A 15,984-nucleotide genomic window follows, 5' to 3' on the forward strand; every position below is an offset into this window, starting at 1 on the left:
GGATCTGTCCGAGACCCGTCAAGATCAAGCCACCCCGCCCGAAACGGGCGGGGTGACAGCCTCACGGGTCACCGGGCGTGGGCCAAGTGGATCAAGCGGCTCAGACGCGGCCGCGGTCCGCGCGGCGGCGGGCGGCCTCGTAGAGCACCACACCGGCCGCCACACCGGCGTTGAGGGACTCGGCGCCGCCCGGCATCGGGATGCGGACGAGGTAGTCGCAGTTCTCGCCCACGAGACGGCCCAGACCCTTGCCCTCGGAGCCGACGACGATGACGACGGGGCCGCCGAGGGCGTCCAGGTCGCTGACGGTGTGCTCGCCCTCGGCGGCGAGGCCGACGATCGCGATGCCGGCCTTCTTGAAGTCCTGCAGGGCGCGGGTCAGGTTGGTGACGCGGGAGACCGGGGTGCGGGCGGCGGTGCCGGCGGAGGTCTTCCAGGCGCCGGCGGTCATGCCGGCGGCGCGGCGCTCGGGGATGACCACGCCGTGGCCGCCGAAGGCGGAGACGGAGCGGACGATCGCGCCGAGGTTGCGCGGGTCGGTGACCCCGTCGAGGGCGACGATCAGCGGGTCGTCGCCGTTGTCGTACGCGGCTGCGGTGAGGTCCTCGGGGTGCGCGTACTCGTACGGCGGGACCTGCAGGACCAGGCCCTGGTGGTTGAGCCCGTTCGTCATGCGGTCGAGCTCCGGGCGCGGGGCTTCCATCAGGTTGATGTTGCCGCGCTCGCCGGCGAGCTGGAGGGCCTCGCGGACGCGCTCGTCGTTGTCGATGAACTGCTGGACGTACAGGGTGGTGGCGGGCACGCCGTCCCGCAGCGCCTCGAAGACCGGGTTGCGGCCGACGACCATCTCGCTGGTGCCCTTGGGGCCGCCGCGGCGCGGGGCGGGACGGCGCTTGGCCGCCTGCCGGGTCATGGCGTTGGAGACGCGGTGCGCCTTGTGGCCCTTGCGGTCCTCGGCCTTGGGCGTGGGGCCCTTGCCTTCCAGGCCCCTGCGCCGCTGGCCACCGCTGCCGACCGTCGCACCCTTCTTGTTGGACGTGCGGCGGTTCCTGCGCTGGCTGTTCCCGGCCATGACTTCTACCTGTTTTCGTTGATGCTGCGGTATGTACGTATGAAGAGTGTGCCGCCCGGAACGCCGGGTGGCACACCAGGCTCGACTGCCCGGGCTCAGCGGGGGCCGAGCGTCCAGCGCGGACCCGCCGGACTGTCCTCGATCACCAGTCCGGACTGCTGGAGCTGGTCGCGGATGGCGTCGGCGGTCGCCCAGTCCTTGCGGGCCCGGGCGGACTCGCGCTGCTCCAGGACGAGGCGTACGAGGGTGTCGACGGCGCCGTGCAGGTCCTCGCCGCGGTCGCTCTCGCCCGCCCAGTGCGGGTCGAGCGGGTCCAGGCCGAGGACGCCCAGCATGGCGCGGACCTCCGACAGGCGCGCGATGGCCGCGTCCTTGTCGTCGGCGGCCAGTGCGCTGTTGCCCTGGCGGACGGTGGTGTGGACGATGGCGAGCGCCTGCGGGACCCCGAGGTCGTCGTCCATGGCCTCGGCGAAGGCGGGCGGCACCTCCGGGGCGGGCTCGACGGGCTTGCCGGCCTTCTCGAGCACGCGCTGGTAGAAGCCCTCGATCCGCGCGAACGCGGACTCGGCCTCGCGCAGCGCCTCCTCGCTGTACTCGATCATCGACCGGTAGTGCGGGGTGCCGAGGTAGTAGCGCAGGACGATCGGGCGCCACTGCTTGACCATCTCGGAGACGAGGACCGAGTTCCCGAGGGACTTGGACATCTTCTCGCCGGACATGGTGACCCAGGCGTTGTGGACCCAGTAGTTCGCGAACGCGTCACCGAAGGCCTTGGCCTGGGCGATCTCGTTCTCGTGGTGCGGGAAGATCAGGTCCAGGCCGCCGCCGTGGATGTCGAAGGCCTCGCCGAGGTACTTGTGCGCCATGGCGGAGCACTCCAGGTGCCAGCCGGGGCGGCCGCGGCCCCACGGGGTCTCCCAGGACGGCTCGCCGGGCTTGACGGACTTCCACATGGCGAAGTCGCGGGGGTCGCGCTTGCCGGTCTCGCCGGTGGACTCCGGCTGGCGGATGTTGTCGAGCTCCTGGCGGGACAGCAAGAGGTAGCCGGGGAAGGACTTCACGTCGAAGTAGACGTTGCCCTCGGACTCGTAGGCGTGGCCGCGCTCGATGAGGCCGCGCATCATCTCGACCATCTCGGTGACGTGGCCGGTGGCGCGGGGCTCGTAGGTGGGCGGGAGGCATCCGAGGGCGCGGTAGCCGTCGTTGAAGGCCCGCTCGTTCTCGTAGCCGATGGACCACCAGGGGCGGCGCTGCTCGGCCGACTTCGCGATGATCTTGTCGTCGATGTCGGTGACGTTGCGGACGAAGGTGACCTCGTAGCCCCGGTACTCGAACCAGCGGCGCATCATGTCGAAGTTGAGGCCCGACCGGATGTGCCCGATGTGCGGGGCCGCCTGCACCGTGGCGCCGCAGAGGTAGATCGAGACGCAGCCCGCGCTGAGCGGGGAGAAGTCACGGATCTGCCGGGCGCTGGTGTCGTACAGGCGAATAGTCACGGCATCCAGGGTAGTGCGCCCGTAGCAGTGCCCCGCGCCCTTTGGGGACGCGGGGCCTCTTTGTTGCGGAAGAAGTGCCTTCGTACGTCGCTCTACGCGGTTCCCGCCCGGTGGACGAGGGCGGTCGCGATGGCCGCGAGCCCTTCGGCGCGGCCGGTGAGGCCCAGTCCGTCGGTGGTGGTCCCGGAGACGGAGACGGGGGCGCCCGCGGCGGCGGCGAGCGCCTTCTGCGCCTCTTCGCGCCGCTTGCCGATCTTCGGGCGCACACCGATCACCTGGATGGCGATGTTGCCGATCTCGAAGCCCTCGGCGCGGACGATGCGCGCGGCCTCCGCCAGGAGGGTGACGCCGGCGGCTCCGGACCACTCGGGGCGGGAGGTGCCGAAGTGCGCGCCGAGGTCGCCGATGCCCGCGGCGGAGAACAGGGCGTCGCAGGCGGCGTGCGCGGCGACGTCGCCGTCGGAATGCCCGGCGAGGCCGTCCTCCCCCTCCCACAGCAGTCCGGCGCACCACAACTCGCGGCCGGCCTCGAAGGCGTGCACGTCGGTGCCGATGCCGACGAGCGGCATGAGGGGGGCGGCGGGCCGGGCCGGCGCGGGGTCAGTAGGCATCGGTGGCCCTCCTGCGGGCGAGTACGGCCTCGGCGAGGACCAGGTCGAGCGGGCGGGTGACCTTGAAGGCCTCTTCGTGGCCGGGGACGACGACGACGGTGACGCCGAGGCGCTCGACCATCCCCGCGTCGTCGGTGGCTCCCTCGCCGGACACGGCGATCTCCTGGTGCGCGCGCACCAGGGTGGCGAGGTCGAAGCCCTGGGGGGTCTGCACGGCGCGCAGCCGGGCCCGCTCCGGGGTGGCGACGACGGGCTCGGGCTCGCCCGGTGCGCCCGGCTCGACCTCCTTGACGGTGTCGGCCAGCGGCAGGGCGGGCACCACCGCCGGGGCGCCGTCGCGGACGGCCTCGACGACGGAGTCCACGGTGTCGACGGGCACCAGCGGGCGGGCCGCGTCGTGGATGAGGACGGCGGTGACGTCCTGCGGCAGGGCGTCGAGGCCGGCGCGTACGGACTCCTGGCGGGTCTCGCCGCCGGGCACGACCACGATCTCGGTGCGGTCGGGCAGGGCGTGTTCGTCCAGCAGGTGGCGCACGCCGTCGGCGCCGTCCGGCGGAGCGACGACGACGACGAGGGAGACCGCCCGGGAGCGGGCCATGGCGCGCACGGCGTGGACGAGCATCGGGATCCCGCCGAGGGCCCGCAGGGCCTTGGGGGCACCGGGGCCGAGGCGTAGCCCGCGGCCGGCGGCCGGGATCACCGCGGCGGTGCGGTGGGGGCGCGTTGGGTCAGACATCAGTAGCTAGCTCCGAGCCAGGTTTGTGACTTCGGCCGACATGGGTATGGCCTGGAGGGTGCCGGGTGCGACGCCCTCGCCCCTTCCGTGACGACCGGTCGAGCAGGCTGCCCGGACCTGGCACGCCAGTGAAGTGATCAAAAGGGTATGGGTACAGACATGCCGCAGCGCCCGGCAACAGGCCCCTCGCGAAGGAGAGGCCTTGTCAGCGGGCACCGCGGCACAACTGTGTACACACTGTTCTGATGAACACTGTTTGATGTACGGGTTCTCGCGTCAGGACGCGAGGACCTCGTCGAGGAGGGCCTCGGCCTTGTCCTCGTTCGTGTTCTCGGCGAGCGCGAGTTCGCTCACGAGAATCTGGCGCGCCTTCGCGAGCATGCGCTTCTCACCCGCTGAAAGCCCGCGCTCACGCTCACGACGCCACAGGTCACGCACCACTTCGGCGACCTTGATGACATCGCCAGAAGCGAGCTTCTCCAGATTTGCCTTGTAGCGCCGGGACCAGTTCGTCGGCTCTTCTGCGTACGGTGCGCGAAGCACCTCGAAGACCCGGTCCAGCCCGTCCTGGCCGACTACGTCGCGAACACCGACGAACTCCGCATTGTCCGCAGGCACACGAACCGTCAGGTCGCCCTGGGCGACCTTGAGCACCAAGTAGGTCTTGTCCACGCCTTTGATCTGACGAGTCTCAATGGCCTCGATCAGCGCGGCCCCGTGATGGGGATAGACCACGGTGTCGCCAACCTTGAACGTCATGTGACAGGTACCCCTTCCGTGGCTATCCAGGGTAACACGAGAACTGACTGTTATGAATGGCGTTTTCGCAGGTCAGAGCACATCTCAGGGCTTGACAACAGCGACACGAACGTGCTGCGGAGGGCTTCCGGAAGAGGGTATTCGCAGGTCGGGGGCGCTGTACGGACCGGGCAAAGGGGTCACGCTACACCTGCCCGACACCCCCGTCAGTGTGAGCTAGATCCCGTTTTGCCGGTCTACGAGTCGCCAAACCGAACTACTCCGTTCGACTGGCGGGCACCGCGACCGGAGGGGTTTCGGCCCCATCCGAATTGATCATCCGTCCGGGTCCGGCGGAATCCGCAATTGATCACCGGACGCCGGACACGCGATCCGCGGGCGCCGCATGATCGCCTCGCGGACGGCAGGGAGATCCCGGCGGTGATCGGCACGGCGCAATACGGGAGCGCGGGAATGGCGCGGACCCCGGCAGGGTGGCCGCCGCAGTGCGGAGGGTCGGGTGCGGGGGCGGGGCGACGGCTCGGTAACCTAAGGCCCGCTGACACCCCCTGAGAGCGGCTTCACCTCGGCCGCCCCAAGGGAGCCCACCCTTCCGTTCCGAACGTCCTAGGAGTTGCCGCCGCCGTGAGCCGCAGCCTTCGACGCGGCGCCCTCGCCGCCACCGCCGTCGTGTTCTCGATCGTCTCGCTGGCCGCCTGCGGTGCGGGCAACCACGCGGAGACCCTCCAGGTCAAGCCGGACAACGCCGCCGTCACCAAGGGCGACATCAAGATCCAGAACGCACTGGTGATCAGCCAGGGCGTCCAGGACAAGAAGGGCCCGGCCGCCGTCTCCGCGACGGTCTTCAACGCGGGCACCAAGGAGCAGACGCTTGACGGCATCACCCTCCCGGGTGGCAAGGCCAAGGTCGTACTGAAGGCGGCCACCGGCACCGGCAAGATCGTCGTGCCGGCCGGCGGCTCCGTGGTGCTGGGCGGCAAGGGCAACCCCTCCGCCACGATCGAGAACGGCGCCGAGGCCGCCAAGGACGGCGACGTCCAGGAGGTCGTCTTCCAGCTGAGCAGCACGGGCGACGTCGAGCTGCAGGCGTTCGTGGTCCCGGCCACCGGCATGTACGCGGGCTACGGGCCGACCGCGGCCCCGGGCGCGAGCGCCACCCCGTCGGGCAGCCCCTCCGGCACCCCGTCCGGCTCCCCGTCCGGCAGCCCCTCCGGCTCCCCCGCGGGCGCGCCGTCCGGCTCCGCCGCGGGCACCCCGTCGGGTTCGGCCTCGCACAGCGCGGGCCACTGAGCACGGAGCGCGCCGCAAGGCACGCACGGGAAGGGCCCCGGTCGCCATCGCGACCGGGGCCCTTCCGCATCGGCGTCGGCAGGCCGCCCACGTCTGCGACCTGCGGTCTACGGTCTACGGCTCGAACTTGTAGCCCAGCCCGCGCACCGTCACCAGGTAGCGCGGCGCTCCCGGATCGGGTTCGATCTTGGCGCGCAGCCGCTTGACGTGGACGTCCAGGGTCTTGGTGTCGCCGACGTAGTCCGCCCCCCAGACCCGGTCGATGAGCTGCATGCGGGTCAGTACGCGGCCCGCGTTGCGCAGCAGCATCTCCAGCAGGTCGAACTCCTTCAGCGGGAGGTCCACCTTCCCGCCGGCGACGGTGACCACGTGGCGGTCGACGTCCATCCGTACGGGGCCCGCCTCCAGGGCCGCCGGGGTGACCTCCTCCGGCTCGCCGCGGCGGCGCAGGACCGCGCGGATCCGGGCGACCAGCTCCCGCGAGGAGAAGGGCTTCGTGACGTAGTCGTCCGCTCCTATCTCCAGCCCGACGACCTTGTCGATCTCGCTGTCCTTGGCCGTCACCATGATCACGGGAACGTTGGAGCGGCCCCGCAGCTGCCGGCAGACCTCGGTTCCGGGCAGCCCCGGGAGCATGAGGTCGAGGAGGACGAGGTCGGCGCCGTTGCGCTCGAACTCGTCCAGCCCGTCGGGCCCGGTCGCGGCGACCGCGACCTCGAAGCCCTCCTTGCGGAGCATGTAGGACAGGGCGTCGCTGAAGGATTCCTCATCCTCGACGACGAGCACTCGGGTCACGGAAGGACCTCCGGGGCAGGGATGGCTGTTGCGGGTTGAGTCAGGGGTGGGGCGGGCGCGGGGGCCGTCGCCGGGGCCGGCGGGGCCGCTTCGGGCAGGCGCAGGGTGAACGTGGACCCCTGGCCCTCCGAGCTCCACACCGACACGTCCCCGCCGTGCGAGGCGGCCACGTGCTTCACGATGGCGAGGCCGAGGCCGGTGCCCCCCGTGGCGCGGGAGCGGGCCGGGTCCACGCGGTAGAAGCGCTCGAAGATGCGCTCGCGGTCCTTCTCCGGGATGCCGATGCCCTGGTCGGTCACGGCGATCTCGATCACGTCCCCTCCGGGCGCCGCGACCCTGCGCCCGGCTATGCCGACGCGGGTGCGGGCCGGACTGTAGTTGACGGCGTTCTCGACCAGGTTTCCCAGGGCCGCCGCGAGCTGTCCGCGGTTGCCCCAGACGCGCAGGTCGGCGGTGCCGGCCGGGGCCATCGTGATCTGCTTGGAGGAGGCCGTGTGGCGGCAGCGGTCGATGGCCTCCGCGACCAGCGTGTCCACGCGGACGGGCTCGGCGTCCTCGAGCGGGTCGTCGTTCTGCACCCGGGAGAGGTCGATGAGCTCCTGGACGAGGTTGATCAGGCGGGTGGCCTCGATCTGCATGCGGCCGGCGAAGCGGCTGACCGCCTCGGGGTCGTCTGCGGCGTCCATGACGGCCTCGGAGAGCAGGGAGATCGCTCCGACCGGGGTCTTCAGCTCGTGGGAGACGTTGGCGACGAAGTCGCGGCGGACGGCCTCGATGCGGCGGGCCTCGGTGAGGTCCTCGACCAGCAGGAGCACCAGCCGGGAGCCGAGCGGCGCGACGCGCGCGGAGACGGCGAGGGCCTCGCCGCGACCGGTGCCGCGCCGGGGCAGGTCCAGCTCAACCTGGCGTATCTCGCCGTCGCGGCGGGTGTCGCGGGCCATGTGGAGCATGGGCTCCACGGCCAGCTTCCCGCCGCGGACCAGCCCGAGGGCGTACGCCGCCGAGCTGGCCTTGACCACCGCGTCGCCCTCGTCCAGGACGACGGCGGAGGAGCGGAGCACCGACAGGACGGTGTCCACGCCGGGCGGGAGCACCGCGTTGATGTCGGGGCGCATGGAGCTCCGGGTGGGGCGGGCGTGGTCGCGCTCGCTCCAGCGGAACGCCAGCATCGCGATCACACCGGTGCACAGCCCGGCGATCGCTGCAGCTGCGGCGACCGCCGCGTTCACGTCCATGCATCCAGGTTAAGCAGGCACGACGACACTTCCCCAGCCGTTCGGGCGCCTGCTCGAACACTCGTCGCCCAGAGTTCACCCCGGGGACGGGGTTGATTCATTTGCGGTGCCGGAGTCGGACGTGTTTGCGGGTCACCGTGGCACCGTGGGGCCAGCGGCCGCCCCGGCCGGCCCCCGGCAGTGTGCTGTAGGTCAAGAGAGGGACACCAGACATGCGTGACGCGTACCACGAGGAACTGGACTCGATCGGCGAGGGCCTGGTCGAGATGGCCCGGCTGGTCGGTTCCGCGATCGGGCGGGCCACGACGTCCATGCTCGACGCCGATCTGAAGCTCGCCGAGAGCGTCATCGCCGCGGACCAGAAGGTCGACGACCTCCAGCACGACCTGGAGGCGCGCGCGATCGCCCTGCTGGCCCGGCAGCAGCCGGTCGCCACCGATCTGCGCATCGTCGTGACCTCGCTGCGGATGAGCGCCGACCTGGAGCGCAGCGGCGACCTGGCGCAGCACGTGGCCAAGCTCGCGCGACTGCGCTTCCCGGACACCGCCGTCCCGCGCGACCTGCACGCCACGATCCTGGAGATGGGGCAGCTGGCGCAGCGCCTGATGGCGAAGGCCGCCGAGGTCATCATCACCAAGGACGTCGACCTGGCGCTCCAGCTGGAGCAGGACGACGACGAGATGGACCAGCTGCACCGCACGCTCTTCCAGCACCTGATGGACGACCGCTGGAAGCACGGCATCGAGACGGCGGTGGACGTGACGCTGCTCGGCCGCTACTACGAGCGCTTCGCGGACCACGCGGTGTCGGTGGCCAAGCGCGTGGTGTACCTGGTGACGGGCGAGCACGCGGACGAGCTCCAGCCGCCGACCCAGGTCGAGGGCATCTGATTCGAGGGCGCGAGCCCCCGTGCGCCGTTGACGCGCCCGGGCGGCTGGGCATGAATGAGGCGGAGGCGGTCCGTCGTACGGCGCCCGTACGCCGCCTGCGCGAGGAGGAACCATGGCCGATTCCCCCGTCCCCATCACACCGGAACAGGAGCAGCCGCCCCGCCCGGAGCCGCTGCGCCTCCCGCTGCTGGCAGCGTGCGGCTGCGGCTCGGGCTGCGGCTGCGGATGCCAGTCCGGCGCGCCGTGCCAGTGCGGCGGCTGACCGCGCCCGCCCTGCCCGGGAGGGCCCCGTCCCCACCGACCGGCGCGACGGGCCCCTCGCGCACCGGCACGCCGTGACCGCCTCCGCGAAGGCCGCGCGGCGCGAAGCGGGGAAACGAAAGCCCCCTCCTGCCGGAGATCGGCGGGAGGGGGCTTCGGCGTGCGGAGGGGCTACTTCTTCTTGCCCTGGTTCTTGACCGCCTCGATGGCGGCCGCCGCCGCGTCCGGGTCGAGGTAGGTGCCGCCCGGCTTGAGGGGCTTGAAGTCGGCGTCGAGCTCGTAGGCGAGCGGGATGCCGGTCGGGATGTTCAGGCCCGCGATGTCCGCGTCCGAGATGCCGTCCAGGTGCTTGACCAGGGCGCGCAGGGAGTTGCCGTGCGCGGCGACCAGGACGGTGCGGCCGGTGAGCAGGTCCGGGACGATGCCGTCGTACCAGTACGGGAGCATGCGGACGACGACGTCCTTCAGGCACTCCGTGCGCGGGCGCAGCTCCGGCGGGATCGTCGCGTAGCGCGGGTCCTCGGACTGGGAGAACTCCGTGCCGTCCTCGAGGGCCGGCGGCGGGGTGTCGTACGAGCGGCGCCAGAGCATGAACTGCTCCTCGCCGAACTCGGCGAGGGTCTGGGCCTTGTCCTTGCCCTGGAGGGCGCCGTAGTGGCGCTCGTTCAGGCGCCACGAGCGGTGGACGGGGATCCAGTGGCGGTCGGCGGACTCCAGGGCGAGCTGCGCGGTGCGGATCGCGCGCTTCTGGAGGGACGTGTGGACCACGTCGGGGAGCAGGCCGGCGTCCTTGAGCAGCTCACCGCCGCGGACCGCCTCCTTCTCGCCCTTCTCGTTCAGATTGACGTCCACCCAGCCGGTGAACAGGTTCTTCGCGTTCCACTCGCTCTCGCCGTGGCGGAGGAGGATCAGCTTGTACGGTGCGTCGGCCATGCGTACGAGCCTAATGGACGGCCGGGCGCGCTCGCGCGCGGTGTCCGCGGCCGCCGATTGACGCCGGGCGTCAATCGAGTGGCGCCGCGAACGCCGCCACTCGTAACGTGCGGAGAGCCGAGGAGACGCTTACACCGCCGGGGGGATCCCTTATGTCCGCTGCCAGTTTGAGACGGGCCGCCCGGGAGAGCGTGTCGGGTCTGCCGCCCGCGTTCTGGTGGCTGTGGACGAGCACCCTGGTGAACCGGCTCGGGGCCTTCGTCGCCACCTTCATGACCTTGTACCTGACGGTGGACCGGGGCTACTCGGCCTCCTTCGCGGGGCTCGTGGTCGCCCTGCACGGGCTCGGCGGGGTCGCATCCTCGCTCGTCGCCGGGGTGATGACCGACCGGCTCGGGCGCCGGCCCACGCTGATGGCCGCGAACGTCGCGACCGCCCTGTCCGTGGCGCTGCTCGGCTTCATGGAGCACCCGGCGGCGATCGCGGCCGTCGCGCTGCTGGTCGGCATGGCCTCCAACGCCTCGAGGCCCGCCGTGCAGGCGATGCTGGCCGACATCGTCCGCTCCGAGGACCAGGTCCGGGCCTTCGCGCTGAACTACTGGGCCATCAACCTCGGCTTCGCGATCTCCGCGGTGGTCGCCGGTTTCGTCGCCGAGTACAGCTACCTGGCCGGGTTCCTGGGCGAGGCGGCGCTGACGCTGGCGTGCGCGGTGCTCGTGTTCGTGAAGCTGCCCGAGTCGCGGCCCGAGAAGGGCGGCGCGGCCTCGGCGGCCCAGGAGCCGGAGCCGGGCCTCGGCACCGTGCTGCGGGACGGGCGGTTCATGGCGGTGGTCGGGCTGTCGTTCCTGATCTCGCTGATCTTCATGCAGGGGTCGTTCGGACTGCCGCTGGCGATGGGCTCGGCGGGTTTCTCCACCGCGGACTACGGGCTGGTCGTCGCCGTGAACGGCGTGATGATCGTGGTGCTGCAGATCCCGGTCACTCGCTTCATCGAGCACCGCGACCCGCAGAAACTGCTCGTGGTCTCGGCGCTGCTGGCGGGGTACGGCTTCGGGCTGACGGCCTTCGGCGGCTCGATCGGGCTGCTGGCCCTGAGCGTGTGCGTGTGGACGCTCGGCGAGATCATCAACTCGCCGACGCAGATGGGCCTGGTCGCGCGGCTCTCGCCGCTGCACGGACGCGGCCGCTACCAGGGGATGTACACCTTGTCCTGGGCGGTGGCCTCGCTGATCGCGCCGCTGCTGGCGGGCGGGGTGATCGACCGGTTCGGCGCGGGCTGGTTGTGGGGGGCGACGGCGCTCCTGGGGACCGTCGCCGCGCTCGGGTACTGGCTCCTGATGCGCGCCCTGCCGCCCGGCACCGGTACGGCCCGGGTCGAAGCCGTGGCCCCGCCCGGACTCGCGGTCCCCGCTGCCCCGCCCGGACTCGCGGTCCCCGCACCGGCCGCACCGGCCGAACCGGCCGCCGAGGTCAGGCCGACGGCCGCGTCAGGTGCTTGAACGCATCCAGGTTGTGAGTCGGTTCGCCGCGGGAGACGCGCCACTCGTACTCGCGGCGGATCGCCCCGGCGAAACCCAGCTCCAGCAAGGTGTTGAAGGCGCCGTCCGCCGCCTCCAGGACGGTGCCGAGCAACCGGTCCAGCTCCTCCGGGGTCACCACCGCGAGCGGTAGGCGGCCGGTGAGGTAGACGTCGCCGAGGCGGTCCACCGCGTAACCGAGCCCGTACAGCTTGAGGTTGCGCTCCAGCAGCCAGCGGTGGACGCCGGCCTCGTTCTCGTCGGGGTGGCGGATCACGAAGGCATTGACCGACAGCGAATGCCGGCCCACCCGGAGCGAGCAGGTGGTGCTCAGCTTGCGCGTGCCGGGGAGCTGGACGACGTACGAGCCCGGCTCCGGGCTCTCCCAGCTCAGCTCCGCGCCGGTGAGCGTGGCCTCGATGATCTCGGCGGTGTCAGCCATGGTGCGAGCGTACGCGACGGCGGTGATCATGCATCGCCGCCGTGTACACGTCGGCCGTGCCGGCGGCCGCCGTGTCCCAGCCGAAGAACTGCGCGTGCCGCGCCGCCTCGGCGCCCATCCGGTCCGCGAGCCAGGGATCGTCCACGAAACGCCGCAGCTCACGGGCGTAGTCCACCGGATCGTGGCCGGGAACGAGAATGCCGGTGACCCCGTCGTTGACGGCGACGGGCAGTCCGCCGACCTCGGCGGCGAGCACCGGAGTGCCGGTGGCCTGCGCCTCTATGGCGACGAGCCCGAAGGACTCGTTGTAGGAGGGCACGACCAGCACGGACGCCGCGCGGAACCAGTCGGCGAGGCGGTCCTGCCCCACCGGCGGGTGGAAGTGCACCAGGTCGGCGATGCCGAGCTTCGCGGCGAGCTTCTGCAGGCCCTCCGGCTTCGCCAGACCGCTGCCGCTGGGCCCGCCGACGACGGGGACGAACAGCCGGGCGCGCAGCGAGGGGTCCCGGTCGACGAGCTCGGCGACGGCGCGCAGCAGGATGTCCGGGGCCTTCAGGGGCTGGATCCGCCCGGCGAAGAGGGGGATGACCGCGTCCTGCGGCAGGCCGAGGCGGGCGCGGGCGGCGGCCCGGCCGTCACCGACGGTGAAGCGGTCGAGGTTCACGCCGGGGTGGACGACGGCGACCTTGCCGGGATCGGCCTCGTAGTGGCGGACGAGTTCACCGGCCTCCTCGGCGGTGTTCGCGATGAGCCGGTCCGCGGCGGAGACGATCTGGGTCTCGCCGATGACGCGGGCGGCGGGCTCGGGCGTGTCGCCCTCGGCCAGCGCGGCGTTCTTGACCTTCGCCATGGTGTGCATGGCGTGGACGAGCGGGACGCGCCAGCGCTCGGCGGCGAGCCAGCCGACGTGGCCGGAGAGCCAGTAGTGGGAGTGGACCAGGTCGTAGTAGCCGGGGCGGTGGCCGGCCCAGGCCTGCATGACGCCGTGCGTGAAGGCGCACAGCTGGGCCGGGAGCTCCTCCTTGGCGAGTCCTTCGTACGGGCCCGCGTCCACGTGCCGTACGAGCACCCCGGGGGCCAGCTCGACCACGGGCGGCAGGCCGCCGGCGGTGGCCCGGGTGAAGATCTCGACCTCGATGTTGATCGCGGCGAGGCGCTTGGCCAGCTCCACGATGTACACGTTCATGCCGCCGGCGTCCCCGGTGCCCGGCTGGTGCAGTGGCGAGGTGTGGACGCTGAGCATGGCCACGCGGCGCGGCTTGCGGTGGTGGCCGACGGCCGGCAGGCGCCGTCGCGGCGGCTCGTGCCGGGTGACGGCGCGGGCGGCGGCGAGGCGGCCGGTGAGGCTGCCGCCGAGGCGGGACACGTACTGACTCAAGGGAGCAGTTCCTCTCGCTCGACGACACGGGGACGGACGGCGGGGGGACGCCGATCGGACGGCTGCCGGGCATGCCGACAGGGGCGCGCCGGGCGCCCTGCATGGAGTGCAACCCGGACGGCGGTCCCCCGCATTCCGGGGTGGCCGGATTTCCCTGTCTTTTTCTCGGCGCCTCCTCCCCTCTCACCCCCTCCCTCCTCCGGTTCCGCGCCGGCTCTCCTCCGGTTCCGCGCCGGCTCTCCTCCGGTTCCGCGCCGGCTCTCGTCCGGTTTTCCTCCGGTGGGGGCGCTCCGCTTACCCTCGCCCCATGGCCCCCCGCACCCCTGCCAACCCGCGCCGCGCCCCCGGCCGACCTGTGGGTTCGGTGACGCGCGGGACGACGAATCCGAACCGGTTGCGCCGGATGGACCGCTGGATCGCCGCCACCCACGGGCCGGCGCTGCGCCGCGCGCAGGCGCCGGTGGCGGTGGACCTCGGCTACGGGGCCGCGCCCTGGACGGCCGTCGAACTGCTGGCGCGGCTGCGCGAGGCGGCTCCGCGGGTGCGGGTCGTCGGCATCGAGATCGAGCCGGCGCGGGTGGCGGGCGCGAAGCCGTACGAGCGGGACGGGCTGAGCTTCCGGCACGGCGGGTTCGAGGTGCCGTTGGAGGACGGGGTCCGCCCGGCGCTGATCCGGGCGGCGAACGTCCTGCGCCAGTACGACGAGGAGCAGGTCGCGGCGGTGTGGGAGCGGCTGTGCGCCCGGCTGGCCCCCGACGGGCTGCTGGTGGAGGGGACCTGCGACGAGATCGGGCGGCGGCACGTGTGGGTGGCGCTGGGGCCCGAGGGGGCGCGCACGGTGACCTTCGCGACCCGGCTGGGCTCCCTGGAGCGCCCCTCGGACCTCGCGGAGCGGCTGCCGAAGGCGCTGATCCACCGCAACGTCCCGGGTGAGCCGGTGCACGCGTTCCTGCGCGATGCCGACCGGGCGTGGGCGGCGGCGGCCCCGTACGCCTCCTACGGGGCGCGGCAGCGCTGGATCCGGACGGCGCGGGCGCTGTCCGGCGACTGGCCGCTGGCGGACGGGCCGGCGCGGTGGCGGCAGGGGGAACTCACGGTGCGCTGGGAGGCGTTGCGCCCGAGGGGGTGAGGTAGGGCGGGGCGGAGGGACGGCGGCGGGTGGGCGGCCTCCGTCCGGGCGGACAAGATCGGCGGGCCATCCACAAGGGTGTCGCAATCCACCGCTTCGTGGCACCATCCCGGAAGCAAGGACAAGTTACTGATGAATAGTCAGATCTGATGCTGGATGCTGCGGGTCTGACTCCGGGTGCCTGGGGGGACCATGGGGGCCGAACGGCGACGGCGGCGGGGCGCGAGTGGGCTCGTGATGCTGTGCGCGATGGCGATACTGACGGCGCCGGGGATGGCGGCGGGCATCGCGTACGCGGCGCCGGTCGTTCCCGCGGCACCGGCAACTCCCGGTGCTCCGGCGGCTCCTGCGCCACCGCAGCCGGGTGTGAAGTCGCTGGAGCAGGTCCGCAAGGACATCGAGGAGCTGTACCGGCAGGCGGGCGCCGCCACGGACGCCTACTACCAGGCCGAGGCCGAGGCCAAGGCCCAGTCGGACAAGATCGTCGAGATCGCCAACCTGGTCGTCGCCGGCCAGGAGCGGATCTCCGCCCTGAAGAGCCGGGCGGGCGCCGCCGCCCGCGCCCAGTACCGCTCGGGCGGACTGCCGCCCGGCGCGAAGCTGGCGCTGAGCGAGGACCCGAACCAGTTCCTCGACGGGGCGAACCGGCTGCGCCAGGCTGAGAAGGCCGCCTCGGACCTGCTGACCGAACTGGACCGGACCCAGGACGACTTGAAGCGGTACGCGCGGGACGCGAGCGCCCAGTGGGAGTTGCTGGAGGCCAACCGGGTCAAGCAGGAGAGCGCGAAGAAGAAGATCGAGGAGAAGATCAAGGCGGCGGAGGAGCTGGAGAACAAGCTGGAGGCCGAGGAGAAGGCCCGGCTGATCCAGCTGGAGCAGGAAGCCCAGTACAAGGCGCAGACGGCGTGGCTGTCCACGGGCGCGATGAAGGACGTCAAGGGCGTGGCGACGGACGCCGGCCGGCGGGCCGTGCAGTACGCCACCGCCCAGGTGGGCAAGCCCTACCGCTGGGGCGCGGTGGGTCCGGCCGCGTTCGACTGCTCGGGCCTGACCTCCCAGGCGTGGCTGGCGGCGGGCAGGCCGATCCCGCGCACCTCGCAGGAGCAGCTGCGGCTGCTGCCGAAGGTCGCGGTGAAGGACATGCGTCCGGGCGACCTGATCATCTACTTCGACGACGCGAGCCATGTCGGGATGTACGTCGGCGACGGCGCGATGGTGCACGCCCCGCGCCCGGGCCGGAACATCACGATGGCGGGCGCGGGCTCCATGCCGATCAAGGCGGTGGTCCGCCCGGACGCGTAACGGCACCCGCCGACCGGCCGGGCCCGTTGGCCGGTGAGCCCGTGGCGGGTGGGCCGGGCCCCCGCCACAGGGGGGGCGAGCCCCCCGGCACGCGGCAGCCGGCCCGGTTCCGGGTGCCGGGAAGGCGCGCCGCACAGG

16 protein-coding genes are annotated in these 15,984 nt (G+C 72.3%); 6 read left to right on the forward strand and 10 right to left on the reverse strand.

Annotation, left to right across the window (positions count from 1 at the left end; genetic code table 11):
• Positions 1–100: 100 nt before the first annotated feature.
• From rlmB to AC07FY_RS14355, 5 genes are all read right to left on the reverse strand, one after another.
• Positions 101–1,072 carry a 23S rRNA (guanosine(2251)-2'-O)-methyltransferase RlmB gene (gene rlmB / locus AC07FY_RS14335; RefSeq protein ID WP_479005266.1) on the reverse strand — a complete coding sequence of 324 codons (972 nt, stop codon included), beginning with the start codon at positions 1,070–1,072 and terminating at the stop codon, positions 101–103.
• Positions 1,073–1,167: 95 nt separating this feature from the next.
• Positions 1,168–2,568, reverse strand: a complete 1,401-nt coding sequence (gene cysS, locus AC07FY_RS14340) for a cysteine--tRNA ligase (RefSeq protein WP_479005269.1) — start codon at positions 2,566–2,568, stop codon at positions 1,168–1,170.
• Between the two features lie 92 nt (positions 2,569–2,660).
• Positions 2,661–3,179, reverse strand: a complete 519-nt coding sequence (ispF, locus tag AC07FY_RS14345; protein WP_479005272.1) for a 2-C-methyl-D-erythritol 2,4-cyclodiphosphate synthase — start codon at positions 3,177–3,179, stop codon at positions 2,661–2,663.
• On the reverse strand, positions 3,169–3,915 hold the full coding sequence (gene ispD, locus AC07FY_RS14350; RefSeq protein ID WP_479005275.1) for a 2-C-methyl-D-erythritol 4-phosphate cytidylyltransferase: 747 nt from the start codon (positions 3,913–3,915) through the stop codon (positions 3,169–3,171). The genes ispF and ispD overlap by 11 nt, the downstream gene beginning before the upstream one ends.
• Positions 3,916–4,191: 276 nt before the next feature.
• Positions 4,192–4,674 (reverse strand): CarD family transcriptional regulator, encoded by a 483-nt coding sequence (locus AC07FY_RS14355; RefSeq protein ID WP_003953493.1) that lies wholly within the window; start codon positions 4,672–4,674, stop codon positions 4,192–4,194.
• Positions 4,675–5,298: 624 nt separating this feature from the next.
• Between AC07FY_RS14355 and AC07FY_RS14360 the strand changes: the two genes are divergently transcribed.
• A complete protein-coding gene (locus AC07FY_RS14360) occupies positions 5,299–5,964 on the forward strand; it encodes a DUF461 domain-containing protein (RefSeq protein ID WP_479005278.1) in 666 nt (221 codons plus the stop codon).
• A gap of 114 nt (positions 5,965–6,078) precedes the next feature.
• Here AC07FY_RS14360 and phoP read toward each other — a convergent pair whose 3' ends face one another.
• Both phoP and phoR read right to left on the reverse strand, forming a co-directional pair.
• Complete coding sequence (phoP, locus tag AC07FY_RS14365; RefSeq protein ID WP_466728736.1) at positions 6,079–6,750, reverse strand: two-component system response regulator PhoP; 672 nt, start codon at positions 6,748–6,750, stop codon at positions 6,079–6,081.
• A 5-nt stretch (positions 6,751–6,755) separates the two neighbouring features.
• Complete coding sequence (gene phoR, locus AC07FY_RS14370; RefSeq protein WP_479005280.1) at positions 6,756–7,994, reverse strand: two-component system sensor histidine kinase PhoR; 1,239 nt, start codon at positions 7,992–7,994, stop codon at positions 6,756–6,758.
• Positions 7,995–8,206: 212 nt separating this feature from the next.
• On the opposite strand from phoR, the gene phoU reads away from it, so the two are divergent.
• Entirely contained in the window at positions 8,207–8,884 is a 678-nt protein-coding gene (gene phoU, locus AC07FY_RS14375) for a phosphate signaling complex protein PhoU (protein WP_267754036.1), read from the forward strand.
• Positions 8,885–8,996: 112 nt separating this feature from the next.
• On the forward strand, positions 8,997–9,146 hold the full coding sequence (locus AC07FY_RS14380) for a hypothetical protein (protein ID WP_479005283.1): 150 nt from the start codon (positions 8,997–8,999) through the stop codon (positions 9,144–9,146).
• A gap of 170 nt (positions 9,147–9,316) precedes the next feature.
• On the opposite strand, the gene AC07FY_RS14385 is transcribed toward AC07FY_RS14380, so the two are convergent.
• A complete protein-coding gene (locus tag AC07FY_RS14385; protein WP_479005286.1) occupies positions 9,317–10,078 on the reverse strand; it encodes a phosphoglyceromutase in 762 nt (253 codons plus the stop codon).
• Positions 10,079–10,230: 152 nt separating this feature from the next.
• Here AC07FY_RS14385 and AC07FY_RS14390 point away from each other — a divergent pair, with 152 nt between their 5' ends.
• Positions 10,231–11,577, forward strand: a complete 1,347-nt coding sequence (locus AC07FY_RS14390; RefSeq protein WP_479005289.1) for an MDR family MFS transporter — start codon at positions 10,231–10,233, stop codon at positions 11,575–11,577.
• Here AC07FY_RS14390 and AC07FY_RS14395 read toward each other — a convergent pair.
• Positions 11,549–12,037 (reverse strand): type III secretion system chaperone family protein, encoded by a 489-nt coding sequence (locus AC07FY_RS14395; RefSeq protein ID WP_479005291.1) that lies wholly within the window; start codon positions 12,035–12,037, stop codon positions 11,549–11,551. The two genes, AC07FY_RS14390 and AC07FY_RS14395, sit on opposite strands and share 29 nt — an antisense overlap.
• Positions 12,030–13,415: a D-inositol-3-phosphate glycosyltransferase gene (gene mshA / locus AC07FY_RS14400; RefSeq protein WP_479005294.1), complete on the reverse strand. Its 1,386-nt coding sequence runs from the start codon at positions 13,413–13,415 to the stop codon at positions 12,030–12,032. The genes AC07FY_RS14395 and mshA overlap by 8 nt, the downstream gene beginning before the upstream one ends.
• 307 nt (positions 13,416–13,722) lie before the next feature.
• Between mshA and AC07FY_RS14405 the strand changes: the two genes are divergently transcribed.
• On the forward strand, positions 13,723–14,544 hold the full coding sequence (locus AC07FY_RS14405; protein ID WP_479005297.1) for a class I SAM-dependent methyltransferase: 822 nt from the start codon (positions 13,723–13,725) through the stop codon (positions 14,542–14,544).
• Positions 14,545–14,793: 249 nt separating this feature from the next.
• Positions 14,794–15,846, forward strand: coding sequence for a C40 family peptidase (locus AC07FY_RS14410; RefSeq protein ID WP_479005299.1), 1,053 nt, complete (start codon positions 14,794–14,796; stop codon positions 15,844–15,846).
• Positions 15,847–15,984 lie beyond the last annotated feature (138 nt).

The sequence above is a fragment of the Streptomyces sp. NPDC045967 genome, from assembly GCF_056430495.1.

Bases quoted from the DNA above. Each gene is read 5' to 3' on its own strand.
- rlmB (WP_479005266.1), bottom strand. From the start codon at position 1,072: ATGGCCGGGAACAGCCAGCGCAGGAACCGCCGCACGTCCAACAAGAAG.
- ispF (WP_479005272.1), bottom strand. From the start codon at position 3,179: ATGCCTACTGACCCCGCGCCGGCCCGGCCCGCCGCCCCCCTCATGCCG.
- ispD (WP_479005275.1), bottom strand. From the start codon at position 3,915: ATGTCTGACCCAACGCGCCCCCACCGCACCGCCGCGGTGATCCCGGCC.
- AC07FY_RS14355 (WP_003953493.1), bottom strand. From the start codon at position 4,674: ATGACGTTCAAGGTTGGCGACACCGTGGTCTATCCCCATCACGGGGCC.
- phoR (WP_479005280.1), bottom strand. From the start codon at position 7,994: ATGGACGTGAACGCGGCGGTCGCCGCAGCTGCAGCGATCGCCGGGCTG.
- phoU (WP_267754036.1), top strand. From the start codon at position 8,207: ATGCGTGACGCGTACCACGAGGAACTGGACTCGATCGGCGAGGGCCTG.
- AC07FY_RS14380 (WP_479005283.1), top strand. From the start codon at position 8,997: ATGGCCGATTCCCCCGTCCCCATCACACCGGAACAGGAGCAGCCGCCC.
- AC07FY_RS14385 (WP_479005286.1), bottom strand. From the start codon at position 10,078: ATGGCCGACGCACCGTACAAGCTGATCCTCCTCCGCCACGGCGAGAGC.
- AC07FY_RS14390 (WP_479005289.1), top strand. From the start codon at position 10,231: ATGTCCGCTGCCAGTTTGAGACGGGCCGCCCGGGAGAGCGTGTCGGGT.
- AC07FY_RS14395 (WP_479005291.1), bottom strand. From the start codon at position 12,037: ATGGCTGACACCGCCGAGATCATCGAGGCCACGCTCACCGGCGCGGAG.
- AC07FY_RS14405 (WP_479005297.1), top strand. From the start codon at position 13,723: ATGGCCCCCCGCACCCCTGCCAACCCGCGCCGCGCCCCCGGCCGACCT.
- AC07FY_RS14410 (WP_479005299.1), top strand. From the start codon at position 14,794: ATGGCGATACTGACGGCGCCGGGGATGGCGGCGGGCATCGCGTACGCG.